Consider the following 23567-nt stretch of genomic DNA (forward strand, 5'->3'; position numbering starts at 1 on the left):
GGCCGGGGCCGTTCAGGCCGCTTCCGGGCCCCTGAACGTGCGCCGGTAGGCGTTCGGGGTGGTGCCGAGGGCGCGGACGAACTGGTGGCGCAGGGCGGGCGCGGTGCCGAAGCCGGTGCGCCAGGCGATCGCGTCCATCGTCTCGTCCGTCGCCTCCAGCAACTGCTGCGCCAACAGCACCCGTTGACGCAGGATCCAGCGGTACGGCGTGGTCCCGGTCTCCTGCTGGAAGCGGCGGGCGAAGGTGCGCGGTGACATCAGGGCGCGGGCGGCGAGCTGTTCGACGGTGACCTCCTGGTCGAGGTGCTCCGCCATCCACACCAGCACCTCGCCGACCGTGTCGCACTGCGAGCGCGGCAACGGCCGCTCGATGTACTGGGCCTGGCCGCCGTCGCGGTGCGGCGGTACGACCATGCGCCGGGCGATGGCGTTGGCGACCTCCGGCCCCTGCTCCTTGCGCACGATGTGCAGACAGGCGTCGATGCCGGCGGCGGTACCGGCGGAGGTGATCACCGGGTCCGCGTCGACGTACAGCACGTCCGGTTCTACGACGATCTTCGGATACCGGCGGGCCAGCAGCTCCGCGTGATGCCAGTGCACCGCGCACCGCCGCCCGTCCAGCAGCCCGGCGGCGGCCAGCACGAACACGCCCGAGCAGACGCTGAGCACCCGGGCACCCCGGTCGACGGCCCGCCGTAGCGCGTCGAGCAGTTCCTCCGGGTACTCCCGGGCCGCGTAGGTCGCACCGGCCGGTACGGCGATCAGGTCCGCGCTCTCCAGCCGCTCCAGGCCGTGTTCGACGGCCAGCGAGAAGCCCGCGTGGGTGGAGAGCGTCGGCCCCTCCGCCGAGGCGACCGCGAAGTCGTAGACCGGCAGGCCCTCGTCGCTGCGGTCGAGGCCGAACACCTCGCAGACCACACCGAGTTCGAAGGGGTGCACACCGTTGAGCAGGACTACGGCCACGTTCCTGAGCATGCTGCCAGTGTGCGCCACGACTGGCAGGAAATCGAGGGTGTGCGGCAGTACTGCCACTCACGGTAAGGAGCGTAACGCGCGACAGTGGTGTCTATGAACACAGCCATGGACAACCTCATCGCCCTTCTGACCGTCCTCGGCATCTTCGCGGCCGTGGCCTTCCCGTCGCTGCTCGGCATCGCGCACGAGCGGCGCGTCGACCGTCAGATCCGGACCGCCCACCGGGTCATGCCGTCGTCACCACGACGGTGACCGACCACTCCTGAATGCCCTTGCAGGAGATCTTGTGCGGGGCGGTCGCGCACAGCGGCCGGGACGAGGTGAGCTTCACGGTCCCGGCCGATACCGCCTTGAACGCGTTGCTCGCGTCGCCGGGCCGGATCAGGATCCCGCTGTTGGTGGCCTCCAGGCCGCTGCCGGCGGTCTTGACCGGCGTCCAGGGCCGGGTGGCCGTACCGTCCAGCAGGATCCGCACGGTGTTGCCCGTCGTCAGGCAGAACGTGCCGTTGGTGTCGGTGGCGGCGAGGGTCTCCTTCGCCGTGCAGGCCGACCGGCTCTTGCCCGGCGTGGGGGACGAGGACGGCGACACGCTGCCGCTGCCGGTGTCGGACTTCGTGCCGCCGCAGCCCGTGAGGGCGAGCGCCAGGGTGGCGACGGCGAGGGACGGACCGAGAATCGATCGACGCATGAGGGGCCTCCTTTGCCCCTTTGACGTGTCACGGACGCATCCGGATCCCCTGTGAACTGTGAAGTATTCGTGGACATGACAGAGCGGCATGGCAGAGCGGCATGGCAGGGCGACATGACAGAGCCCCGGCCGCTGCGAGACGGCCGGGGCTCAGCTCATGAGGAGGTCAGCTGGTCGTGACGGCGGTGTCGTCGACGACGAAGCTGGTCTGGAGCGAGGAGTCCTCGACTCCGCTGAACTTCAGGGTGACGGTGGTGCCGGCGAAGGCCGACAGGCTGAAGGACTTCGCGACGTAACCGCTCGCCGCGTTGAGGTTGGAGTAGGTGGCCAGGGTGGTGGATCCGGCGGTGACCGTCAGCTTGTCGTAAGCCGTGCTGGTGCTGGTCTCGGCCGTGTCGATGTGCAGGTAGAAGGTGAAGGTCGTGCCCGTGCAGCCGGACGGGATCGTCACCGACTGGGACAGCGTGTCGGTGTGGGTCGAGCCGTAGCCGTCGAGCCAGGCGTAGTACGAGCCCGCGTGCGCCGACTCACTGCTGGAGTTGGTGATGACCCCGCTGCTCGCGGTCCAGGTCGTGTTGCCCGACTCGAAGCCCGCGTTGCCCAGGAGCTGGGACGAGGTGCAGGTGCCGGTGCCGGAGGTGCTGACCGTCCAGGTGAAGGAGGCCGAACCGGAGGCGCCGGTGGAGTCGGTCGCGGTCACCGTGACGGCGTAGGTGCCGGCGGTGGACGCGGTGCCGGAGATCAGACCGGTCGAGCTGCTGATCGACAGGCCGGTCGGCAGCCCGCTCGCGCTGTAGGTGAGGGTCGCGCTCGCGCTGTCGGTGGCCGAGATCTGCAGGCTGGCCGTGGCGCCGGTCACGGTGGACTGGCTGCCCGGGTTGGTGACGGTGACCGTGTTGCCGGTGCTGGTGCTTGAGGCGAAGGCGGTCGTGCCGTCGGGGGTGCCCCAGCCGGTCGGGCCGTCGTAGCCGGTGCCCGCGGTGCAGAAGTACGAGGTCGAGCAGGAGCCGTTGCTGCCGCTGGTGACGTCGTACAGGTTGCTGGTGTGGGAGTAGGGGTACTTCGCCGGGTAGTCGCTGGTGCCCGGGGTGCCCGCGAGGGCGTAGACGCCGGCGATGATCGGGGACGAGGCGCTGGTGCCGCCGTAGACCGCCCAGCCGGAACCGCCGTAGGTGTCGTAGACGGCCACGCCGGTGGCGGGGTCGGCGACGGCGGAGACGTCTGCCTCCATACGCTTGGTGCAGCCGGTGTCGGTCTGCCAGCTGGGCTTGGAGTCGTACGAGGAGCAGCCGGAGCCGGTGCCCTCGGTGCTGCTGGTGTTCCACACGGACTCGGTCCAGCCGCGGGTGCTGGACGACGTCGACAGGGCGGTGCCGCCGACGGCGGTCACGTACTGCGAGGTCGCCGGGTACTCGGCGCCGTAGCCGGAGTCACCCGCGGAGACGGTGATCGCGACACCCGGGTGCTTGAAGTACGAGGTGTCCTCGGAGGTCTGCGAGGAGGACTCGGAGCCGCCCCAGCTGTTGGAGACGAACTTCGCGCCCAGGGCCACGGCCTCGTTCTCGGCGGTGCCGAGGTCCGAGTCGGTCGCCGAACTGGCCTCGACCAGGATGATGTTGCAGTTCGGGCAGACCGCGCTGACCATGTCGATGTCGAGCGCTTCCTCGCCCGCCCAGCCACTGTCGTTCGTCGGCAGGGATGTGGTCGAGCCGGTCTGGCTGACCTGCTTGAAGCAGCCGCTGGCCACGGTGCAGGCCGACAGGCCGAAGTTGGAGCGGTAAGTGGCCAGGTCCGAGGCCGCGTTGGGGTCGTTGTACGCGTCGACCACCGCGACCGTGAGGCCGGAACCGCCGGTCGAGGGAAGCGCGTACGCGCTGTGCAGGTTGGCCGGGCTCAGGCCGGAGACGGCCGCGGCGGCGTCCGGGTGCACGGCGGCGGCCAGCTTCTGCTTGATGTCGGTGCGCCGCTGGGCGAAGCAGGACGCGTGACCGGGAGCCGCGGTCGCGCACAGGTGCTCGGTCGGCACCTTCTGCCCGGCCTTGCCGGTCGAGTGGACGGCCTGGGCCGCGGGGGCGGTCAGGGCCTTCGCGTTCTGGGTGACCTTGGAGACCTGGGCGGACTGGGTGGCGGCGTGGGGGGCCGTCTGCGCACCGGCCGGCGACGCGGCCACCAGGCCGAAGACGCTCAGGGCGAGGGCGGGGATGGCGGCTGTCAGCAGTCTTCGCAGACTCCGTTTTGGCGTTTCACGCATGGGGGTGCTGCCTCCGTCGTAGGAGAGGGGGGTTCCTCGGCGTTGGTGGCAGGCCTGTGACGCGCGTAGCGGCGGCGTTGAACGTCGTCATGGGCATGACACTTTGAACGTTCCGTGACGCTGTTGTGCGTGACATGACACAACGGCCAGAAGCTATCCGGGGCCGACGAGACCGGAACAGGTACGCCTCAAGAACTTTGCCGCTCCATAGGAGGTCCATGGACGGCCCATGGAGGCTCCATGGGCCGTCCGCGAAATAAGCGGCAGATAAAGGGGGCTCGGACGTCTTCCGGGGAGGCCTAGAAGTCCTCGTCGAGGTCGACCGTGCCCTCCACGGCGACCTGGTACGCCGACGGGCGGCGCTCGAAGAAGTTCGTCAGCTCCTGCACGCCCTGCAACTCCATGAAGGAGAAGGGGTTTTCGGAGCCGTAGACCGGGGCGAAGCCCAGCCGCTGGAGGCGCTGGTCCGCGACGCACTCCAGGTACTGGCGCATCGAGTCGGTGTTCATGCCCGGCAGACCCTCACCGCACAGGTCGCGCCCGAACTGCAGCTCCGCCTCCACTGCCTCCTTCAGCATGTCCGTGACCTGCTGCTGGAGTTGGTCGTCGAAGAGTTCCGGCTCCTCCTTGCGGACGGTGTCGACCACCTCGAAGGCGAAGCTCATGTGCATGGTCTCGTCGCGGAACACCCAGTTGGTGCCGGTCGCCAGACCGTGCAGGAGACCCCGGCTGCGGAACCAGTAGACGTACGCGAACGCCCCGTAGAAGAACAGCCCCTCGATGCACGCGGCGAAGCAGATCAGGTTGAGGAGGAAGCGGCGGCGGTCGGCCTGGGTCTGGAGGCTCTCCAGCTTCTCGACCTCGTTGATCCACTTGAAGCAGAACTCGGCCTTCTCGCGGATGGAGGGGATGTTCTCCACCGCGTCGAACGCCGCCGCCCTGTCCTCGGGGTTGGGGAGGTAGGTGTCCAGGAGCGTCAGGTAGAACTGGACGTGCACGGCCTCCTCGAAGAGCTGGCGGCTCAAGTAGAGCCTCGCCTCGGGGGAGTTGATGTGCTTGTACAGCGTCAGCACGAGGTTGTTCGCCACGATCGAGTCGCCCGTCGCGAAGAACGCGACCAGCCGGCCGATCATGTGCTGCTCGCCCGGCGTCAGCTTCGCGAGGTCGGCGACGTCCGAGTGGAGGTCGACCTCCTCGACGGTCCAGGTGTTCTTGATCGCGTCCCGGTAGCGCTCGTAGAAGTCGGGGTAGCGCATGGGGCGGAGGGTCAGCTCGAAACCCGGGTCGAGCAGGTTCTTAGGAGTCACAGCCTTGGCTTCGGTGGTCATTACTGGCAGGCCTCGCAGGACTCGGGGTTTTCCAGGGAGCAGGCGACCGCGTCTTCGTCGGGCGTCAACTGCTGTACGGGGATGGGGGTTTGGGTCTGTGCCTGGGCCGCGCGGGCGATCCTCGTCGCCGGGCGCGAGCGCAGGTAGTACGTCGTCTTCAGGCCCTGCTTCCAGGCGTACGCGTACATCGAGGAGAGCTTGCCGATCGTCGGCGTCTCCAGGAACAGGTTCAGGGACTGGGACTGGTCCAGGAACGGGGTGCGGGCGGCGGCCATGTCGATCAGGCCGCGCTGCGGGATCTCCCACGCGGTGCGGTACAACGCCTTTACGTCGGCCGGGATCCAAGTGAAGGCCTGCACCGAGCCGTTGGCGTCGCGCAGTGCCTCGCGGGTACGGGCGTCCCAGACGCCGAGCTGCTTCAACTCGTCGACCAGGTAGGAGTTGACCTGGAGGAACTCACCGGAGAGCGTCTCACGCTTGAACAGGTTGGAGACCTGCGGCTCGATGCACTCGTACACGCCCGCGATGGACGCGATGGTGGCGGTGGGGGCGATGGCCAGCAACAGGCTGTTGCGCATGCCGACTTGGGCGATACGTTCCCGCAGGGCCGTCCAGCGCTCGGGCCAGGTGAGTTCGACGTCGTAGTGGTCGGGGTGCAGGACGCCCCGGGTGGTACGGGTCTTCTCCCAGGCGGGGAGCGGGCCGTTGCGCTCGGCGAGGTCGGCGGAGGCCTCGTACGCGGCGAGCATGATGCGCTCGGCGATGCGCGTGGAAAGGGCCTTGGCCTGCGGGGAGTCGAAGGGGACGCGGAGTTTGAAGAAGACGTCCTGGAGGCCCATCGCGCCGAGGCCCACCGGGCGCCAGCGGGAGTTGGAGCGGCCCGCCTGCTCGGTCGGGTAGAAGTTGATGTCCACGACACGGTCGAGGAAGGTGACGGCGGTGCGGACCGTCTCGTCCAGCCGCTCCCAGTCGAGGTCACCGGTCGCCGTATTGACGAACGCGCCCAGGTTCACCGAACCCAGGTTGCAGACCGCCGTCTCGCCGTCGTTCGTGACCTCCAGGATCTCTGTGCAGAGGTTCGAGGAGTGGACGGTGTGGCCCGGCTCGGCCGTCTGGTTGGCGGTGCGGTTGGCCGCGTCCTTGAAGGTCATCCAGCCGTTGCCGGTCTGCGCGAGGGTGCGCATCATGCGGCCGTAGAGGTCACGGGCCGGGATGGTCTTCTTGGCCAGGCCCTGCGCCTCCGCCTTGCGGTAGGCCGCGTCGAACTCCGTACCCCACAGGTCGACCAGCTCGGGCACGTCGGCGGGGGAGAAGAGCGACCAGGTGCCGTCCTCGTTCACCCGGCGCATGAACTCGTCCGGGATCCAGTGCGCCAGGTTCAGGTTGTGCGTACGGCGGGCGTCCTCACCGGTGTTGTCCCGCAGCTCCAGGAACTCCTCGATGTCGGAGTGCCAGGTCTCCAGGTAGACCGCGGCGGCACCCTTGCGCCGGCCGCCCTGGTTCACCGCGGCGACCGAGGCGTCCAGCGTCTTCAGGAACGGGACGATGCCGTTGGAGTGCCCGTTCGTGCCGCGGATCAGCGAACCGCGGCTGCGGATGCGGGAGTACGAGAGTCCGATGCCACCGGCGTGCTTCGAGAGGCGGGCGACCTGGTGGTAGCGGTCGTAGATGGAGTCCAGCTCGTCCAGCGGGGAGTCGAGGAGGTAGCAGGACGACATCTGGGGGTGCCGGGTGCCGGAGTTGAAGAGGGTGGGGGAGGAGGGGAGGTAGTCGAGGCGGCTCATCAGGCGGTAGAGCGCGGCTACTTCGCCGAGCGCGCGGGTGCTGTCGTCCTCCGCCAGACCGGACGCCACGCGCAGCATGAAGTGCTGGGGGGTCTCGATCACCTTGCGGGTGATCGGGTGGCGCAGGAGGTAGCGGCTGTGCAGGGTGCGCAGGCCGAAGTAGCCGAAGCGGTCGTCGGCACCCTCATCGAAGGAGGCGGCGATCAGCGCGTCGAGGCGGGCCGCGTGCAGCGTCACGAACTCGGCGGTGCGGTCGGCGACGAGGCCCTCGCGGTGGCCCACGGCGACGGACTCGGTGAACGTCGTGACGCCCTGGGAGGCGGCCTCGGCGGCGATGCTGATCGTCAGCAGGCGGGCGGCGAGGCGGGAGTAGGCGGGGTCCTCGGAGATGAGGCCGGCCGCCGCCTCCGTGGCCAGTTCGCGCAGTTCCGTCACGTCCGCGTGCGCGGACCGGCCGCGCAACGTGGCGGCGGCGACCCGGCCGGGGTCGGCGTCGGGGAGGTCGGCGGTCAGCTCGGTCAGGGTCCGCAGGATCGCGGTACCGGGGCCGTCGGCGTCCTGAACGGCCGTTCCGGGAACGGTGGTTCCGAGAGCGTCGGTTCCGGTCGCGGTGTCCTCGGTCGCCTGGGTCGCTGATGCCGGCTCTGCTGGCGCGATGGTCACGGTGGGGCTCTCCCTCGCTCGGCACGGGGCCTTGCGGAGGGCAGGCGGCAGCTCGCGAGCACGGGGCGTCGCGTCCACCGGCCCACTCCACGAGGCCCGGACGTCATGCGCCCTGGCCGGGTGGCCGGGCGCGCCGTCGGCAGGTCCTCGGACTGGCCAGGCGTGCGTATGCACGCAAGTACACCGTTGCGGGACAGTTCCGGATTCGCACCGGATTCCCCTGCGGCGACAGCGAGCATGAGCATACATCTTGTGCCGGGCTGTCGTGGCACCCCCAGATGTTGTGTCGCGGCTGTTTCAGAGCGTCAACTCATAGGTGAGGAGAGTGATGTCGTCGAGCTCCGGGAGGGGTTTCCAGTCGCGGTCCGGGGTGCGGGTGAAACCGAGGCGTTCGTAGATGCGGTGGGCCGCGTGCATGGTGTGCTGGGTCGACAGGACGATGGCTGTGCAGGCTTCTGTGGCTCGGGCACGGTCGACGCAGGCGCGGACCAGGGCCTCGCCGGCGCCCTTGCCGCGGGCGTCGCGGGCGACCGCCAGCATCCGGATCTCGGCTTCGCCGGGGTGTGCGATGTCGGCCATGGGGCCGCCGGACGGGACGAAGGTCACTCCGCCGAGGAGGTGGTCGTCGTCGATTGCTACGAGGACGTCGGCTGCGGCGGCTCGTTTTGCTACGGCTCTCAACTCGCCGAGGTATTCGTCGCTTTCGCCGAAGTCCAGGAGGCCGTCTTGGAGGTAGGCCTGGGCGGTGATTTCGCCCAGGGGTTCGTATTCGGTGGGGTCTGCTCGGCGGATGAGGATGTTCATGTAGGTGAGTGTGTACGAAAAGCGGGCCGCCGAGGGGGTGCTCTCGGTGGCCCGCTGCGGGTCGTGTGTGGCTGGTCGCGCAGTTCCCCGCGCCCCTTAGGCGGGATCAGTGACCGGCGATCACAGGTGGCTCCTCCTTTACTCCCGGGTCGCCCGCGTCCGCCGTGTAGTCCCCGGGGCTTGTCTCGTCCACGCCCTCCGGGGCCTTGAACGCCTTCAACGCGAACGTGAGCACCACCGTCACCGCGACATTGAGCACGAACGCCGTCAGGCCGATGTAGCCGATCTCGCCGATGCCCGGGATCTCCTTCGCGGAGCCGCCGAAGTGGGACTGGGTCGGGGAGGCCACGCCGTAGGCCGCCAGGGTGCCGTAGATCATGCCGACCGCCCAGCCGGCGAGGAGGGCCCAGCGGTGGAACCAGCGGGTGAAGAGGCCGCCTACCAGGGACGGGAAGGTCTGGAGGATCCAGATGCCGCCGAGCAACTGGAAGTTGATCGCCACCGTCTTGTCCATCGTCAGGACGAAGGCCAGGGCGCCGACCTTCACCAGGAGGGAGACCAGCTTGGAGACCTTGGTCTCCTGGGCCGGGGTCGCGTCCGGGTTGATGAAGTCCTTGTAGATGTTGCGGGTGAAGAGGTTCGCCGCCGCGATGGACATGATCGCCGCCGGGACGAGCGCGCCGATGCCGATCGCCGCGAAGGCCACGCCCGCGAACCAGTCCGGGAACATGTCCTCGAACAGCTGCGGGATCGCCAACTGCCCGTTGGTGACCTTGACTCCGGCCGCGATCGCCATGAAGCCGAGCAGCGCGAGCAGGCCCAGCATCAGTGAATACAGCGGCAGGATCGTGGTGTTGCGGCGGATCACGTTGCGGCTTTTGGAGGAGAGCGTCGCCGTGATCGAGTGGGGGTACATGAAGAGCGCCAGTGCCGAGCCCAACGCCAGTGTGGCGTACGTCCATTGGCCCGCCGGTGCGGGGACGAGTCCGCCTGCCCCGGCCGCCTTGAACTTGGCGCCCGCCGCGCTGAAGATGTCGTCGAAGCCGCCGAGCTTGATCGGGATGTAGATGATCGCCACCGCGATGACGAGGTAGATCAGCCCGTCCTTCACGAACGCGATCAGCGCGGGGGCGCGCAGGCCGGACGAGTAGGTGTACGCGGCCAGCACACCGAACGCGATCAGCAGCGGCAGGTCCTTCACGAACCAGTTGGAGTTCGCGCTGCCGCCCACGCCCATGACGTCCAACACGGCCTGGATGCCCACCAGTTGGAGTGCGATGTAAGGCATGGTCGCCAGGATGCCGGTGACCGCCACCGCCAGCGACAGGCTCTTCGAGCCGAAGCGGCCCCGCACGAAGTCGGACGTGGTCACGTATCCGTGCTTGTGCGACACCGACCAGAGGCGGGGCAGGAACGTGAAGATCAAGGGGTAGACCAGGATCGTGTACGGCACCGCGAAGAAGCCGGCCGCGCCCGCCGCGTAGACCGCCGCCGGGACCGCCACGAACGTATACGCCGTGTAGAGGTCGCCGCCGAGCAGGAACCAGGTGACCCAGGTGCCGAACGACCGTCCGCCCAGGCCCCATTCGTCGAGGCTGTGCTCGTTGTCGGCCCGGCGCCAGCGCGCGGCGAGGAAGCCGAGGACCGTGACGGCCAGGAAGAAGAAGATGAAGACGCCGAGGGCGACGCCGTTCACGCCGTCGTTCACCGGTTACCTCCGTGGCGGGCCCGCTGGTCGCGCTGCCACAGCTTGTAGGCGGTCATCGTCAGTGCCGTGGAGATCAGCACCCACAGCATCTGGTACCAGTAGAAGAACGGGATGCCGATGAACGCCGGGTCCGTCTTGGCGTAGGAGCCGACCCAGAGCATCGCCACGAAGGGTGCGAGCAGGCAGACGGCGATGACGACGCGGACCGGTGTCACCACCGGCGCCGCCGCTTCGGGCGGAACTTCGGGTACCTCTGACATTTCGCGGCTCCGTCCCCTCACTGATCACCTGTGTAACGCGCAGGCAATGTAGGTCACGGAATCATCGCGGCGAAAGACCCCGTCCGCATATCGGTATGTCGATTTAGTGAAGGCCTGACATCGGTGTCAAAAGCAGGGGCAGGCAAGGGGCAGGTAGAGGTCGGGCGAGGGTCAGCAGCAGCGGAAGTCCCGCCTCGGGTCGGCCTCCTGGCGGTCCGTCCGCATCCGTTCGAAGGTGCGGCGGTCCGGGACGTCCGTGTCCGGGTGGTGCCGGCGTACGTGCGCGACATACCGCTCGTACGCCGACTCGTCCGTCAACTCCCGGACATACCAGCGCACTCCACCGGCCACTCCGCTAACCGCCCGTCCGAACGCCGACCACATCGCGCGCCGCCGCCTCCTGTTCCTTCTCCTCCCGGGTCGGGATCAGCCCGGCCGGTGCCACGATCCTCGACTCGACGTACGGCGTCTCGCTCAGCGAGGAGAGCGCCGGGCGGCGGACGTGTCGAACGCAGACGCGGAGGGCGTCCGTGATGACGACCACGACCAGCACGGCGAGAATGGCCGAAAGTACGCCGTCCACCGTGGAGTTGGTGACGACGGTGTGCATGTCGTCCATGCTCTTGGCGGGCGGCAGGACCTTGCCCGCGTCGATCGCGTCCTGGAACACGGACCGTTGCTTGAAGAAGCCGACCTTCGGGTCGCTGGAGAACACCTTCTGCCAGCTCGCGGTCAGGGTGACCGTCGCGTCCCAGACGAGCGGAATCCCCGTGATCCAGGCCCACTTGAGGCGGCCGGACTTCACCAGGAGGGTGGTGCAGACGGCCAGGGCGACGGCGGCCAGCAGCTGGTTGGAGATGCCGAAGATCGGGAAGAGCTGGTTGATCCCGCCGAGGGGTTCGTGGACGCCGACCCAGAGGAAGTAGCCCCACAGGGCGCACACGATCGCGCTCGTCAGTGCCAGGCCCGGCTTCCAACTCACCTTCCTGAAGGGGCGGTAGAGGTTGCCCAGCATGTCCTGGAGCATGAACCGGCCGACGCGCGTGCCCGCGTCCAGCGCGGTCAGGATGAACAGCGCCTCGAACATGATCGCGAAGTGGTACCAGAAGGCGCGCAGACTCCCGCCGGTGACCTTGGAGAAGATCTCCGAGACGCCGACCGCGAGGGTGGGCGCGCCGCCGGTGCGGGACAGCAGGCTGGCCTCGTCGACGTTCTTCGCGGCCTGCGCGAGGTCGGCGGGGGAGACGTGGTAACCCCAACTGCTCACCACCTGCGAGGCGTTCTGCACGGTCGTGCCGATCGCGCCCGAGGGGGCGTTCATCGCGAAGTACAGACCCGGGTCGATGATGCTCGCGGCGACCAGTGCCATGACGGCGACGGACGACTCCATCAGCATCGCGCCGTAGCCGATCACGCGGATCTGGGTTTCCTTCTGGATCATCTTCGGTGTCGTACCGCTGGAGATGAGCGAGTGGAAGCCGGACAGGGCGCCGCAGGCGATCGTGATGAAGACGAACGGGAAGAGGGAGCCGGCGAACACCGGGCCGTTGCCGTGCTTCGCGAAGTCGGTGACGGCTGGCATCTTCAGGGCGGGCAGGGCGACCACGACACCGATCGCGAGCAGGGCGATGGTGCCGATCTTCATGAAGGTGGAGAGGTAGTCGCGCGGGGCGAGCAGGGTCCAGACGGGGAGGATCGAGGCGACGAAGCCGTACGCCACCAGCCACACGACCAGGGTCGAGGGCGCGAGCGTGAACGCGCCGGCCCAGGACGACTCGGCGACCCAGCGGCCCGCGACCAGGGCGAGCAGCAGCAGGGCCACGCCGATGAGGGAGACCTCGGAGACGCGGCCGGGGCGGAGTACCCGTAGATAGAAGCCCATCAGCAGGGCGATCGGGATGGTCATGCCGATGGAGAAGGTGCCCCAGGGGGAGGAGGCCAGCGCGTTCACGACGACCAGGGCCAGCACGCCGAGCAGGATGATCATGATGGCGAAGGTGGCGAGGAGCGCGGCGGCGCCGCCGAAGGGGCCGATCTCCTCGCGGGCCATCTGGCCAAGTGACCTGCCGTCGCGCCGGGTTGAGAAGAACAGCACCACCATGTCCTGGACCGCGCCCGCGAAGACGACGCCCGCGATGATCCAGATCGTGCCGGGCAAGTAGCCCATCTGCGCGGCCAGTACGGGTCCGACGAGCGGTCCGGCGCCGGCGATCGCGGCGAAGTGGTGGCCCAGCAGGACGCGGCGGTCGGTGGGGTGGAAGTCGATGCCGTTGTCGAGGCGTTCGGCCGGGGTGGCCCGGGTGCCGTCGACCTTCAGAACCTTGTACGCGATGAACTTGGCGTAGAAGCGGTAGGCGATGGCGTACGAGCCGAGCGCGGCGGCGACCATCCAGGCCGCCGACACGTTCTCGCCCCGCGCCAGCGCGAGGACGGACCAGCCCGCCGCGGCGACGAGCGCGACGAGGGTCCAGACGACGATGGTTCGGACGTTCGCGGTACGCACCGGGGAGTCCTCCCGTCCATGCGGCGACGGGAGGAACGTAGAGCAACCCCGGTAACTCCGTAAGTCCCCTAGTCCTGTGGGCGCTTGAGTCGCGCCACGAACTTGTACCGGTCCCCCCGGTACACCGACCGCACCCACTCCACCGGCTTGCCCTCCTTGTCGAGGGAGTGGCGGGAGAGCATCAGCATGGGCAGGCCGACGTCGGTGCTGAGGAGGCCGGCCTCGCGCGGGGTGGCCAGGGAGGTCTCGATGGTCTCCTCGGCCTCGGCGAGATGGACGTCGTAGACCTCGGCCAACGCGGTGTACAGGGACGTGTACTTGACCAACGACCTGCGCAGGGCGGGGAAGCGCTTCGCGCTGAGGTGGGTCGTCTCGATGGCCATCGGTTCGGCGTTGGCCATGCGGAGGCGCTCGATGCGCAGGACCCGGCCGCCGGCGGTGATGTCGAGCAGGTCGGCGAGGGTGTCGTCGGCGGTGATGTAGCCGATGTCCAGGAGCTGAGAGGTGGGTTCGAGGCCCTGGGCGCGCATGTCCTCGGTGTACGAGGTGAGTTGGAGGGCCTGCGAGACCTTCGGCTTGGCGACGAACGTGCCCTTGCCCTGGATGCGCTCCAGGCGGCCCTCGACGACCAGTTCCTGAAGGGCCTGGCGGACGGTCGTGCGCGAGGTGTCGAACTCCGCGGCCAGGGTGCGCTCGGGCGGGACCGGCGTGCCGGGCGCCAGCGTTTCCGTCATGTCGAGCAGGTGTTTCTTCAGGCGGTAGTACTTCGGCACACGCGCGGTGCGGACGGTGGCCCCACCCTCGTTCTCCGCACTGCTGACCTCGGTGCTCATGCTCTGCCTTCCCGGCTCCGGACAAGGGTCACTTCGTGATCCCTTCTGTATACCGTCGCCGTCTCTTTTGGTCTAGTCCACAACGCCAAGTGGTCTAGCGGAAGAGAGTACTCCGGCGCGGTTGTTTTCGCTGCCTTCTTACTTAAAGGTTCCTGCATATGTAGGTCGCATAACGGCTGGTCAGAGGCGTTTCGTGAACTCTTGACAGGTCCTGTGGTCTGGTCCAAGCTCCCTCTACTGGTCTACACCATTGGTTCAGGTCCCGGCCCATGGGCGGGAGGTGTGGCAGGCATCCCTGAGGAGGGTGGCGTGAAGCGCAAGCTCATAGCCGCGATCGGTATCGCGGGCATGATGGTCTCCATCGCGGCGTGCGGGGGCAACGGCGACAAAGGCTCTTCGAACAGCGGCGCCGACGCCAAGGAGCTGACCGTCTGGCTCACCGTCGACGCGCAGAACAACTGGCCCCAGCTGGTGAAGGCGGCCGACGCGGCCGTGCAGAAGGCGCACCCCGGCGTCAAGATCAAGCACGAGTACTACGGCTGGCCGGACAAGAACACCAAGCTCGACGCGGTCCTCGCCACCGACAAGGCCCCCGACGTGGTCGAGATGGGCAACACCGAGATGCTGGGCTACATGGTCAAGGGCGCCTTCGCCCCCGTGGACCCGGCCAAGTTCACCAACTCCTCCGCCTGGCTCGACGGCCTCAAGGCCTCCGTGACCTACGACGGCAAGACCTACGGCGTCCCCTACTACGCCGGTGGCCGCGTCGCCAACTGGCGCAAGGACATCGCCGCTTCGGTCGGCATCAAGACGCCCCCGACGACGTACACCGAGCTGACCGCCGACCTGGACAAGATCCAGAAGAAGGAAGGCAGCAAGTTCAGCGCCTGGTACCAGCCCACCCGTGACTGGTACGCGGCCATGTCCTTCGTCTACGACGCCGGCGGCGCCATCGCCACCCAGTCCGGCAGCGAGTGGAAGGCCAGTCTCTCCTCGCCCGAGTCCGTCAAGGGGCTCAACGAGTGGAAGTCGGTCATCGACAAGTACATGCACGGCGACAAGACCAAGGACGAGTCCGACCGTTACATCGTCTACGGCCAGGGCAAGGCGTCCATGATCTTCGCCGCCGCGTGGGAGGGCGCGACCGCCGCCGACCCGAAGAACGACAAGACCGGCGGCAAGCTGAAGACCGGCCTCGTCAACTTCGTGATGCCCGGCCCGTCCGGCAAGAACATGCCCGTGTTCCTGGGCGGTTCGGACCTGGCCATCCCGGTCAAGTCCAAGGCGCAGGCCCTCGCCGCCGAGTGGATCAACGCTTTCACCGGTCCCTCCGGCCAGAAGGGCCTGATGGCCAAGGGCAACCTGCCGAACAACAAGACCGACCTCGCGACGCTGAAGAGCGACCCCGCGACGGCGGTCCCGGCCACCGCGGCCGAGTCCAACTGGTTCGTCCCGATGGCACCGGGCTGGGGCCAGGTCGAGAAGGCCCAGATCCTGCAGACCATGCTGCAGGACATCGGCACCGGCAAGCAGTCGGTCGAGGACGCCGCGAAGACCGCGGACACCGCGATCGACAAGGTCATCAACACCAAGTGAGCTGAGTGCAGGGCCCTGTTGGACCCGAGGTTTCCTCGGGTCGGGGCCCTGCCTCACGTACGGCCGTACGACCTGAGGGATCGCTGAGGAGCGCGCGATGAGTGCCGACACGACCACCCCCGCCAAGGTGCCGCCACAGCGGCAGGCGCCGCCACCGCGCGTCCCCGACGCGGCCCGCAGAAACCGGACGTCGAGAGCGGCCGGGATCCCCTGGCTGCTGCTCGCGCCCTGTCTGCTCATCCTCGCCCTGGTCATGGGCTATCCGCTGGTCCGCCTGGTCACGCTGTCCTTCCAGTCCTTCGGGCAGTCCCAGCTGTGGGGCTTCAAGCCCGCCGAGTGGGTCGGCTTCGACAACTTCTCCGGGGTCCTCGGCGACGGCGAGTTCTGGGGCGTCGTCGTCCGCACGATCGTCTTCGCGGCCGGCTCGGTCGTCTTCACGATGGTCGCCGGCATGGCACTCGCCCTGCTCCAGCAGAAGGTCTCCGGCTGGATGAAGACCCTCATCAACATTGTCCTGGTGGCCAGTTGGGGCATGCCGGTCATCGTCGCGACCACTGTCTTCAAGTGGCTCTTCGACTCCGACTACGGCATCTTCAACGCCCTGCTCAGCAGGCTGCCCGGCGTCGACATGATCGGCCACAACTGGTTCGCGAGCGGAACGCAGGGCCTCCTCGTCATCATGCTGCTGGTGGTGTGGGGCGCGGTGCCCTTCGTGGTGATCACCCTCAGCGCCGGACTCACCCAGGTCCCCCAGGAGTTGGAGGAGGCCGCTCGCCTCGACGGCGCCGGCGCGTGGGGCGTCTTCCGGTACGTCACCCTGCCCATCCTCAAGCCGATCATCGTGATGCTCACGACCCTGTCGGTGATCTGGGACATGGGCGTCTTCCCCCAGGTGTTCGTGATGCGCGGCGGCCACCCCGAGGCCGACTTCCAACTGCTGAGCACCTACTCGTACGACCGCGCGTTCGTCGTCAACGACTACGGGCAGGGCTCGGCGATCGCCCTGGTCACCGTGGTGCTGCTGCTCGGTGTCGTCGCCGTCTACATGCGCCAGATGCTTCAGATCGGAGAGGTCGAATGAGCGCGCTCACGACCGATGCGCCCCGGAGGACGAGCGGTGGGCGCCGGAAGTCCAAGCTCGGCTGGAACCTCGTCGGCCTGCTCGTCTTCGTCGTCGTCGGCTTCCCGCTCTACTGGATGCTCGACACGGCGTTCAAGCCGGCGCGGGACGCCATCGACCCGGACCCGAGCCTGCTGCCCACCGGCATCACACTCGACAACTTCCGCCGGGCGCTGGACATCGCCGACTTCTGGGGCCCGGTCGGCCGCAGCCTCATCGTGTCCCTGTCGGTGGTCGTGATCGGCGTGATCGTCGGCCTGCTGGCCGCGCTCGCCATCTCCCGCTTCGCCTTCCGGGGCCGCAAGATCGTGATCGTCGGCATCCTCGCGGTCCAGATGGTCCCGCTGGTCTCGATGATCATCCCAGTCTTCCTGCTCCTGAACGACCTCGACCAGTACGACAAGCTCTCCGGCCTGGTCATCACGTACCTGACCTTCATCCTCCCGTTCACGGTGTGGACCCTGCGCGGCTTCATCGTCAACATCCCGAAGGAGCTGGAGGAGGCGGCCATGGTCGACGGCTGCTCCCGCACCGGCGCCTTCATCCGCGTGGTCTTCCCCCTCCTGGCCCCCGGCATGGTGGCGACTTCGGTCTACGGCTTCATCCAGGCCTGGAACGAGTACCTCTACGCCCTCATGCTGCTCAGCCAGGAGCACCAGACGGCGACCGTCTGGCTCGGCAACTTCACCACCAAGCACGGCACCGAGTACGCCCCGATGATGGCCGGCGCCACGATGATGGCCGTGCCGATCGTCGTCCTCTTCCTCATCGTCCAGCGCAAGATGGCCGCGGGGCTGACCGCCGGCGCTGTGAAGGGATAACGCCAACCGATGACGACATTCGCCAGCGGTACCGACACCTTGACGCGCGACGCCCTCACCGTCCTGCAGCCCGGCTTCCCCGGCACCACGGCCCCCGACTGGCTGCTGAGGCGCCTCGGCGAAGGCCTGGCCTCGGTCGGCCTGTTCGGCCGCAACATCGCGTCACCCGAGCAACTCTCCGCTCTGACCGCCCAGTTGCGGTCCGAACGGGACGACGTACTGGTCGCGATCGACGAGGAGGGCGGAGACGTCACGCGCCTTGAGGTGCGGACGGGCTCGTCCTTCCCGGGCAACCACGCGCTGGGCGCGGTGGACGACGTGGACCTGACGCGGGCGGTGGCCCACGAACTGGGCCGCAGACTCGCCGCCTGCGGAGTGAACCTGAACTGGGCCCCCTCCGCCGACGTCAACTCCAACCCCTCCAACCCGGTCATCGGCGTCCGCTCCTTCGGCTCCGACCCGGAACTGGTCGCCCGGCACACGGCCGCCTACGTCACCGGCCTCCAGTCGGCGGGCGTCGCCGCCTGCACGAAACACTTCCCGGGCCACGGCGACACGGCCGTCGACTCCCACCACGCGCTGCCGCGCATCGACGCGGAGTCCTCGGTCCTGGACCGGCGCGAACTGCTCCCGTTCCGCGCGGCCATCACCGCCGGCACCCGCGCGGTGATGAGCGCCCACATCCTGGTCCCCACCCTGGACCCGGACCGCCCGGCCACCCTCTCCCTCCGCATCCTGACCGACCTCCTCCGCGGCCGACTCGGCTACGACGGTCTCATCGTCACCGACGGCATGGAAATGCAGGCCATCGCCGCCACCTACGGCATCGAACGCGGCAGCGTCCTGGCGATCGCCGCCGGCGCCGACGCGATCTGCGTGGGCGGAGGCCTCGCGGACGACGAGACGGTACGACGGCTGCGGGACGCGCTGGTGGGAGCGGTGCGCGCGGGCGACCTCCCGGAGGAACGCCTGGCCGAAGCGGCCGAGCGGGTACGGGCGTTGGCCCGGTGGACGGCTTCGGCGCCGGCGCCGGCCGCGGAGGAGGCCTCCGCCCCCGCACCGGACGTGACGCGCGTCGACATCGGTCTGGTGGCCGCCCGCCGGGCCCGCACGGCCACCGGCGCCGAAGGCTTCACCCCCCTCACCGAACCGCCGTACGTCGCCCTTCTCACCCCCGTCGCCAACATCGCCGTCGGCGACGAGACACCCTGGGGTGTGGGTGTCGAGCTGGCCAGGAGGCTGCCCGGTACGGAGACGGGGAACTTCGCCGGCGAGGACGCGGGGGCCGCGGTGCTGGCGGCGGCCGGGACGCGGCGCATCGTGGCCGTGGTCCGGGACGAACACCGGCATCCGTGGATGGCGGCGACCCTCGACACCGTGCTGGCGGCCCGGCCCGACACCGTCGTGGTCGAGATGGGCGTACCGCAGGCCGCTCCCCGAGGCGCCCTCCACATCGCCACCCACGGCGCGGCCCGCGTCTGCGGACAGGCGGCGGCGGAGGTCATCGCGGGGGCGTGACCACGAGCCGGGGGAGCGACCCCGACCGGGGGAACACCCCCGAACACACCGGTGCCGGGCCCTCCACGAGGGGGCCCGGCACCGGCGTACAACCACGGAACCCGCGCCTCAGATCCCCTGCCAGTCGGGCTTGTTGACGAACGTGTGCCGGAAATAGTCCGCGAGCTTCAGCTTGGACGCGGCGCCCTCGTCGACCACGACCGTCGCATGCCGGTGCAACTGCAGTGCCGACGCCGGGCACACCGCGGCCACCGGTCCCTCCACGGTCGCGGCGACCGCGTCCGCCTTGCCCTCGCCGGTCGCGAGCAGCACCAGGTGCCGGGCCTCCAGGATCGTGCCGATGCCCTGCGTGATGACGTGGTGCGGGACCTGCTCGATGTCACCGTCGAAGAACCGCGCGTTGTCCACCCGCGTCTGCTCGGTCAGCGTCTTGATCCGCGTCCGCGAGGCCAGCGACGAACACGGCTCGTTGAACCCGATGTGCCCGTCGGTCCCGATCCCCAGCACCTGGAGATCCACCCCGCCGGCCTCGCCCAGCGCCCGGTCGTACGCCTCGCACGCCCCCTGCACGTCCTCGGCTGTCCCGTCCGGCCCGAGGAACGCGTCGGTCCCGACCCCGAGCGGCTCCAGCACCTCGCGCCGCAGCACCGAGCGGTACGACTCCGGATGCTCGGCGGGCAGCCCCACGTACTCGTCGAGCTGGGCTATCCGCGCCCGCGAGGTGTCCGCGACCCCGGCGCGGACCTTCGCCGCCAGCGCCTCGTAGATGGGCAGCGGCGTCGACCCGGTGGCCACGCCGAGAAGGGCGTCCGGCTTGCGCCGGAGCAGCTGTGCCATGGCCTCGGCGATCAGCTCGCCGCCCGACTTGGCGTCCGGAACGATGACAACTTCCACGCTGGGCCTGCCGTTCTGAAGAGAACCATGTGGTTTAGACCAATCGTGGGTCAATCTAACAGAATCGGTTCCGCCCTCCCAGGGTGATCCGTGTCCCACCACCCCGCACGGGCACCGCCGTGGAAGAAGGGGTGAAATGGACACCGCACCACAGCCGCGACCGACCTCCGGAGGACCCCGCATGACCGCCACGACCCCGGCTCCCCAGAACGAACTCCCCGGCCGGATCATGGCCGGCGAGATGGCCGAACAGCCCGCCGTCCTGCGCCGCATCCTGGACGAGGGCGCCCCGCGCATCCGGCAGGTCGCCCAGGAGGTGGCCGCCCGCAGGCCCCGCTTCGTGCTCCTCACCGCCCGCGGCACCTCCGACAACGCCGCCCTCTACGCCAAGTACCTCCTGGAGATCCGCCTCGGCCTGCCCTGCGGACTCACCTCGATGTCGACGACCACGGCCTACGGCGCCCGCCCCGACCTGACCGACGTCCTCGTCGTCACCGTCAGTCAGTCCGGCGGCTCCCCGGACCTGGTGGCCTCGACCCGCGCCGCCCGCGAGGCCGGCGCGATCACGGTCGCCGTGACCAACAACCCGGACTCGCCGCTGGCCGCCGTATCCGAGTACCACATCGACATCATGGCCGGACCGGAGAAGGCCCTCCCCGCGACCAAGACGTATACGGCCTCCCTCCTCGCGCTCTATCTCTTCGTCGAGGGTCTTCGCGGCGGCGACGGCGCGGCGGCCAAGGCACTGCCCGACCTCGCCGAGCAGCTCCTCGCCCGGCAGGACGAGATCCGCACCCTCGCCTCCCGCTACCGCTTCGCCGAACGCATGGTCATCACCTCCCGCGGCTACGGCTATCCCACGGCGAAGGAAGCCGCCCTCAAGCTGATGGAGACCAGCTACATCCCCGCCCTCGCCTACTCCGGCGCCGACCTCCTGCACGGCCCCCTCGCCATGGTCGACAACGTCTCCCCGGTCATCGCGGTCGTCACCGACGGCAAGGGCGGCACCGCCCTCCAGCCCGTGCTCGACCGGCTCCGCGGCCGGGGCGCCGACCTCGTCGTCATCGGCCCGGCCGGCCAGGTCGAACAGGCCTCGGCCGGCTTCGTCCTGCCCGTCGAGGGCGTCCCCGAGGAACTCCAGCCCGTCCTGGAGATCCTCCCGCTGCAACTCCTCGCCTACGAGGTCACCATCGCCCGCGGCCAGGACCCCGACGCGCCCCGCGCCCTTGCCAAGGTGACGGAGACCCGCTGAGTCCCCATGTGCCGGCCGTGGAAATTCCCATGACCAATCAGTCCCGCACAGGACCCGACACGGTTAGGCTTTCCCACAGCCTTCAAAGCATGGACACCGAATGTGGTCTAGTCCACAATGTGTCAGTGACGCAAGCCTCCGTCTTCCCCGCACAGGAAGACGGACCGAGGAACCGAGGCTCTCTGCCCTGACTGCCCCGGCTCCTCATCCATCGGCCGATCGGGACCGCACACCCCGTGGCCGTTGCTGCTCCGGGCTGCGGTGCCGGGAGGGTCGAGGGTCCCTCCCAGGCGCCGCGGCCCGCGGGTGTTTTTAGGACAGGTACAGACCGGCGGGTACGCTCGCACACGTGCCCTCCATGAACGAACTCGTACGCCAGCACACCGCACTCGACGACTCCGACCTCGAGTGGCTCCACCTGCTGGTCTCGGAGTGGCAGCTGCTCTCCGACCTCTCCTTCGCCGACCTGGTCCTGTGGGTCCCCACGCGCGACGGCACCCGCTATGTCTCCGTCGCCCAGATGCGGCCGAACACCGGCCCCACCTCCTACCAGGACGACATGGTCGGCCACCTCGTCCCCCGTGGCCGCCGCCCCATGCTGGACGCGGCCCTGGACGAGGGCCGGATCGTGCGCGAGGGCGACCCGGAGTGGCGCGAAGAGGTCCCGGTCCGTGTCGAGTCGATTCCGGTACGACGGGAGGGACGCGTCCTGGGTGTCATCGCGCGCAACACCAACCTGCTCACCGTGCGCACCCCGAGCCGCCTCGAACTCACCTACCTGCAGAGCGCGTCCGACCTCGCGCAGATGATCGCGGCCGGTTCCTTCCCGTTCCCGAACCAGCAGGTCGACATGGACGCCTCGCCGCGCGTCGGCGACGGACTGATCCGGCTCGACGGCGACGGCATCGTGCAGTACGCCTCGCCCAACGCCCTGTCGGCGTATCACCGGATGGGCCTCGCCACCGACCTCGTCGGCCAGCCGCTGGGCACGACCACCGCCGAACTCGCCCCCACCCGGGGCCCGGTGGACGAGGCGCTCGCCAAGCTCGCCAGCGGCTGGGCGCCGCGCGAGTTCGAGATCGAGGCGCGCGACGGGGTGATCCAGTTCCGGGCGATCCCGCTCAAACCCAAGGGCACCCGCATCGGTTCACTGGTGCTGCTCCGGGACGTCACCGAACTGCGGCGCCGCGAGCGGGAGTTGATCACCAAGGACGCGACCATCCGGGAGATCCACCACCGGGTGAAGAACAACCTCCAGACGGTCGCCGCCCTGTTGCGACTCCAGGCCCGCCGGATCGACTCCGAGCGCGGCCGGGAGGCGCTGGAGGAGGCCGTACGGCGGGTCGGTTCGATCGCGATCGTGCACGAGACGCTGTCCCAGAACCTGGACGAGCGTGTGGAGTTCGACGAGATCGCCGACCGGGTGCTCGCGATGGTCGCCGAGATCTCCCCGGGCAAGGTCACCGGCCGGCGCAGCGGACGCTTCGGAATACTGGACGCCGAGGTCGCGACCCCGCTCTCCATGGTGCTCACCGAGATCCTGCAGAACGCCCTGGAACACGGCTTCCGCGAGGGCGAGACCGGCACCGTCGAGGTCTCGGCCGTCCGCGGCGGCACTTCGAAGGACGCCCGCCTTCTCGTCACCGTGCAGGACGACGGCGTAGGACTCCCCGAAGGCTTCGACCCGCACCGCTCGGGCAATCTGGGTCTGCAGATCGTACGGACGCTGGTGGAAGGCGAGTTGGGCGGCACGTTCGACATGGTGGCGGGGCCGGAGCGGGGGACCCGGGTGATCCTGGACGTGCCGGTGCAGGCGCACAAGTGACGTACGCGCGCCTGTGATTGCAGCAAAGAGCCCCGGATCACTGGGTGATCCGGGGCCAGTCGCTCGTTGCTATGCGCAATCGGGGGTACTGCGCGCTGCGGCTCGGGGGCGGGAGATGCGTACGCGCTGTACGCGCCGCCAAGCTCAGGCTGTTAGCGGGGTGAACGTCAGGCGGAGGCCTGACGGGCACGGTTGCGAGCGGCGCGGCGCTTCATGGCGCGGCGCTCGTCCTCGCTGAGACCACCCCAGACGCCGGAGTCCTGGCCGGACTCGAGCGCCCACTGCAGACACTGATCCATAACGGGGCAGCGACGGCAGACGGCCTTGGCTTCCTCGATCTGCAGCAGCGCAGGACCGGTGTTGCCGATGGGGAAGAAGAGCTCGGGGTCTTCCTCGCGGCAAACGGCGTTGTGACGCCAGTCCATGGCTGCTACCTCTCCTTGGTATTACGTGCGGGTTGCTTGTGAATGTGAACGCTTTCACGAATCCCTCAACAAGTGAAGGGCCGAACGCCAGGTTCGCTGACGGGGTCCTGTGGATTGAAGAGGGGTTCCGGTGATCCGTGGAGGCCGGTGTTGCGGGCCGTCTCGATCGCCACGTAGAGACTCGCAAACCTCAGCGGCGGATACAACCCCTACCGGAAAGTTTTTTTTGATTCCTCGGTGTCGACTAGGTCACAGCCGTACTTCCATGGGGTGGACCCTGGTCTAAACGTTCGAGTGAAAGGACTTCAGCCCTTTCTGC

General features: G+C 68.8%; 20 protein-coding genes and 1 riboswitch. Of the genes, 7 read left to right on the forward strand and 13 right to left on the reverse strand.

The genetic code is table 11. The features are described from left to right. Positions 1-12: 12 nt before the first annotated feature. The gene (locus ACIQBL_RS04275; protein ID WP_401936565.1) at positions 13-975 is read right to left on the reverse strand and encodes a GlxA family transcriptional regulator; all 963 of its coding nucleotides are present in this window, start codon (positions 973-975) and stop codon (positions 13-15) included. 93 nt (positions 976-1068) lie between these two features. Here ACIQBL_RS04275 and ACIQBL_RS04280 point away from each other — a divergent pair, with 93 nt between their 5' ends. After that, on the forward strand, positions 1069-1227 hold the full coding sequence (locus ACIQBL_RS04280) for a hypothetical protein (RefSeq protein WP_401936567.1): 159 nt from the start codon (positions 1069-1071) through the stop codon (positions 1225-1227). Here the strand turns inward: ACIQBL_RS04280 and ACIQBL_RS04285 are convergent. The 10 genes from ACIQBL_RS04285 to ACIQBL_RS04330 all read right to left on the reverse strand — a co-directional run bounded on the left by ACIQBL_RS04285 (position 1202) and on the right by ACIQBL_RS04330 (position 13797). After that, positions 1202-1663: a hypothetical protein gene (locus tag ACIQBL_RS04285; RefSeq protein WP_401936570.1), complete on the reverse strand. Its 462-nt coding sequence runs from the start codon at positions 1661-1663 to the stop codon at positions 1202-1204. The genes ACIQBL_RS04280 and ACIQBL_RS04285 overlap by 26 nt on opposite strands. Before the next feature lie 166 nt (positions 1664-1829). Beyond that, on the reverse strand, positions 1830-3914 hold the full coding sequence (locus ACIQBL_RS04290) for a putative Ig domain-containing protein (RefSeq protein WP_401936573.1): 2085 nt from the start codon (positions 3912-3914) through the stop codon (positions 1830-1832). Between the two features lie 299 nt (positions 3915-4213). Continuing rightward, a complete protein-coding gene (locus ACIQBL_RS04295) occupies positions 4214-5242 on the reverse strand; it encodes a ribonucleotide-diphosphate reductase subunit beta (RefSeq protein ID WP_401936575.1) in 1029 nt (342 codons plus the stop codon). Then, positions 5242-7560 (reverse strand): ribonucleoside-diphosphate reductase subunit alpha, encoded by a 2319-nt coding sequence (locus ACIQBL_RS04300; protein WP_401937042.1) that lies wholly within the window; start codon positions 7558-7560, stop codon positions 5242-5244. The genes ACIQBL_RS04295 and ACIQBL_RS04300 overlap by 1 nt, the downstream gene beginning before the upstream one ends. A 271-nt stretch (positions 7561-7831) precedes the next feature. Next, a riboswitch (cobalamin riboswitch) is annotated at positions 7832-7909 on the reverse strand. 77 nt (positions 7910-7986) lie between these two features. Next, positions 7987-8493 (reverse strand): GNAT family N-acetyltransferase, encoded by a 507-nt coding sequence (locus ACIQBL_RS04305; protein WP_401936578.1) that lies wholly within the window; start codon positions 8491-8493, stop codon positions 7987-7989. Positions 8494-8599: 106 nt separating this feature from the next. After that, positions 8600-10201 carry a monocarboxylate uptake permease MctP gene (mctP, locus tag ACIQBL_RS04310; protein ID WP_401936580.1) on the reverse strand — a complete coding sequence of 534 codons (1602 nt, stop codon included), beginning with the start codon at positions 10199-10201 and terminating at the stop codon, positions 8600-8602. Beyond that, positions 10198-10461: a DUF3311 domain-containing protein gene (locus ACIQBL_RS04315; protein WP_401936581.1), complete on the reverse strand. Its 264-nt coding sequence runs from the start codon at positions 10459-10461 to the stop codon at positions 10198-10200. The genes mctP and ACIQBL_RS04315 overlap by 4 nt, the downstream gene beginning before the upstream one ends. A 171-nt stretch (positions 10462-10632) precedes the next feature. After that, positions 10633-10845 (reverse strand): YbdD/YjiX family protein, encoded by a 213-nt coding sequence (locus tag ACIQBL_RS04320; RefSeq protein ID WP_401936583.1) that lies wholly within the window; start codon positions 10843-10845, stop codon positions 10633-10635. Beyond that, positions 10817-12964, reverse strand: a complete 2148-nt coding sequence (locus ACIQBL_RS04325) for a carbon starvation CstA family protein (RefSeq protein WP_401936585.1) — start codon at positions 12962-12964, stop codon at positions 10817-10819. Before ACIQBL_RS04325 ends, ACIQBL_RS04320 begins: the two co-directional genes overlap by 29 nt. A 68-nt stretch (positions 12965-13032) precedes the next feature. Then, positions 13033-13797, reverse strand: a complete 765-nt coding sequence (locus ACIQBL_RS04330) for a GntR family transcriptional regulator (protein WP_043674441.1) — start codon at positions 13795-13797, stop codon at positions 13033-13035. Positions 13798-14106: 309 nt separating this feature from the next. Between ACIQBL_RS04330 and ACIQBL_RS04335 the strand changes: the two genes are divergently transcribed. The 4 genes from ACIQBL_RS04335 to ACIQBL_RS04350 all read left to right on the forward strand — a co-directional run bounded on the left by ACIQBL_RS04335 (position 14107) and on the right by ACIQBL_RS04350 (position 18852). Further along, positions 14107-15393: an extracellular solute-binding protein gene (locus ACIQBL_RS04335; protein ID WP_401936588.1), complete on the forward strand. Its 1287-nt coding sequence runs from the start codon at positions 14107-14109 to the stop codon at positions 15391-15393. Between the two features lie 97 nt (positions 15394-15490). Further along, complete coding sequence (locus ACIQBL_RS04340) at positions 15491-16474, forward strand: carbohydrate ABC transporter permease (RefSeq protein WP_401936591.1); 984 nt, start codon at positions 15491-15493, stop codon at positions 16472-16474. After that, positions 16471-17334, forward strand: a complete 864-nt coding sequence (locus ACIQBL_RS04345) for a carbohydrate ABC transporter permease (RefSeq protein ID WP_401936593.1) — start codon at positions 16471-16473, stop codon at positions 17332-17334. Before ACIQBL_RS04340 ends, ACIQBL_RS04345 begins: the two co-directional genes overlap by 4 nt. Before the next feature lie 9 nt (positions 17335-17343). Continuing rightward, on the forward strand, positions 17344-18852 hold the full coding sequence (locus ACIQBL_RS04350) for a glycoside hydrolase family 3 protein (protein ID WP_401936594.1): 1509 nt from the start codon (positions 17344-17346) through the stop codon (positions 18850-18852). A gap of 108 nt (positions 18853-18960) precedes the next feature. Here the strand turns inward: ACIQBL_RS04350 and nagB are convergent, their stop codons facing one another. Further along, on the reverse strand, positions 18961-19746 hold the full coding sequence (gene nagB / locus ACIQBL_RS04355) for a glucosamine-6-phosphate deaminase (protein WP_401936597.1): 786 nt from the start codon (positions 19744-19746) through the stop codon (positions 18961-18963). Between the two features lie 181 nt (positions 19747-19927). On the opposite strand from nagB, the gene ACIQBL_RS04360 reads away from it, so the two are divergent. After that, on the forward strand, positions 19928-20998 hold the full coding sequence (locus ACIQBL_RS04360) for an SIS domain-containing protein (RefSeq protein WP_401936599.1): 1071 nt from the start codon (positions 19928-19930) through the stop codon (positions 20996-20998). A 358-nt stretch (positions 20999-21356) separates the two neighbouring features. After that, the gene (locus ACIQBL_RS04365; RefSeq protein ID WP_401937044.1) at positions 21357-22823 is read left to right on the forward strand and encodes a sensor histidine kinase; all 1467 of its coding nucleotides are present in this window, start codon (positions 21357-21359) and stop codon (positions 22821-22823) included. 167 nt (positions 22824-22990) lie between these two features. Here ACIQBL_RS04365 and ACIQBL_RS04370 read toward each other — a convergent pair whose 3' ends face one another. Continuing rightward, entirely contained in the window at positions 22991-23248 is a 258-nt protein-coding gene (locus ACIQBL_RS04370) for a WhiB family transcriptional regulator (protein ID WP_006142322.1), read from the reverse strand. Between the last annotated feature and the right edge of the window lie 319 nt (positions 23249-23567).

Source organism: Streptomyces sp. NPDC088350 (assembly GCF_044753545.1).
Classification (GTDB): Bacteria; Actinomycetota; Actinomycetes; order Streptomycetales; family Streptomycetaceae; genus Streptomyces.

Coding starts and splice junctions, on each gene's coding strand:
- ACIQBL_RS04275 (WP_401936565.1), bottom strand. CDS start 975: ATGCTCAGGAACGTGGCCGTAGTCCTGCTCAACGGTGTGCACCCCTTC.
- ACIQBL_RS04280 (WP_401936567.1), top strand. CDS start 1,069: ATGAACACAGCCATGGACAACCTCATCGCCCTTCTGACCGTCCTCGGC.
- ACIQBL_RS04285 (WP_401936570.1), bottom strand. CDS start 1,663: ATGCGTCGATCGATTCTCGGTCCGTCCCTCGCCGTCGCCACCCTGGCG.
- ACIQBL_RS04290 (WP_401936573.1), bottom strand. CDS start 3,914: ATGCGTGAAACGCCAAAACGGAGTCTGCGAAGACTGCTGACAGCCGCC.
- ACIQBL_RS04295 (WP_401936575.1), bottom strand. CDS start 5,242: ATGACCACCGAAGCCAAGGCTGTGACTCCTAAGAACCTGCTCGACCCG.
- ACIQBL_RS04305 (WP_401936578.1), bottom strand. CDS start 8,493: ATGAACATCCTCATCCGCCGAGCAGACCCCACCGAATACGAACCCCTG.
- ACIQBL_RS04315 (WP_401936581.1), bottom strand. CDS start 10,461: ATGTCAGAGGTACCCGAAGTTCCGCCCGAAGCGGCGGCGCCGGTGGTG.
- ACIQBL_RS04320 (WP_401936583.1), bottom strand. CDS start 10,845: ATGTGGTCGGCGTTCGGACGGGCGGTTAGCGGAGTGGCCGGTGGAGTG.
- ACIQBL_RS04330 (WP_043674441.1), bottom strand. CDS start 13,797: ATGAGCACCGAGGTCAGCAGTGCGGAGAACGAGGGTGGGGCCACCGTC.
- ACIQBL_RS04340 (WP_401936591.1), top strand. CDS start 15,491: ATGAGTGCCGACACGACCACCCCCGCCAAGGTGCCGCCACAGCGGCAG.
- ACIQBL_RS04345 (WP_401936593.1), top strand. CDS start 16,471: ATGAGCGCGCTCACGACCGATGCGCCCCGGAGGACGAGCGGTGGGCGC.
- ACIQBL_RS04350 (WP_401936594.1), top strand. CDS start 17,344: ATGACGACATTCGCCAGCGGTACCGACACCTTGACGCGCGACGCCCTC.
- ACIQBL_RS04360 (WP_401936599.1), top strand. CDS start 19,928: ATGACCGCCACGACCCCGGCTCCCCAGAACGAACTCCCCGGCCGGATC.
- ACIQBL_RS04365 (WP_401937044.1), top strand. CDS start 21,357: ATGAACGAACTCGTACGCCAGCACACCGCACTCGACGACTCCGACCTC.
- ACIQBL_RS04370 (WP_006142322.1), bottom strand. CDS start 23,248: ATGGACTGGCGTCACAACGCCGTTTGCCGCGAGGAAGACCCCGAGCTC.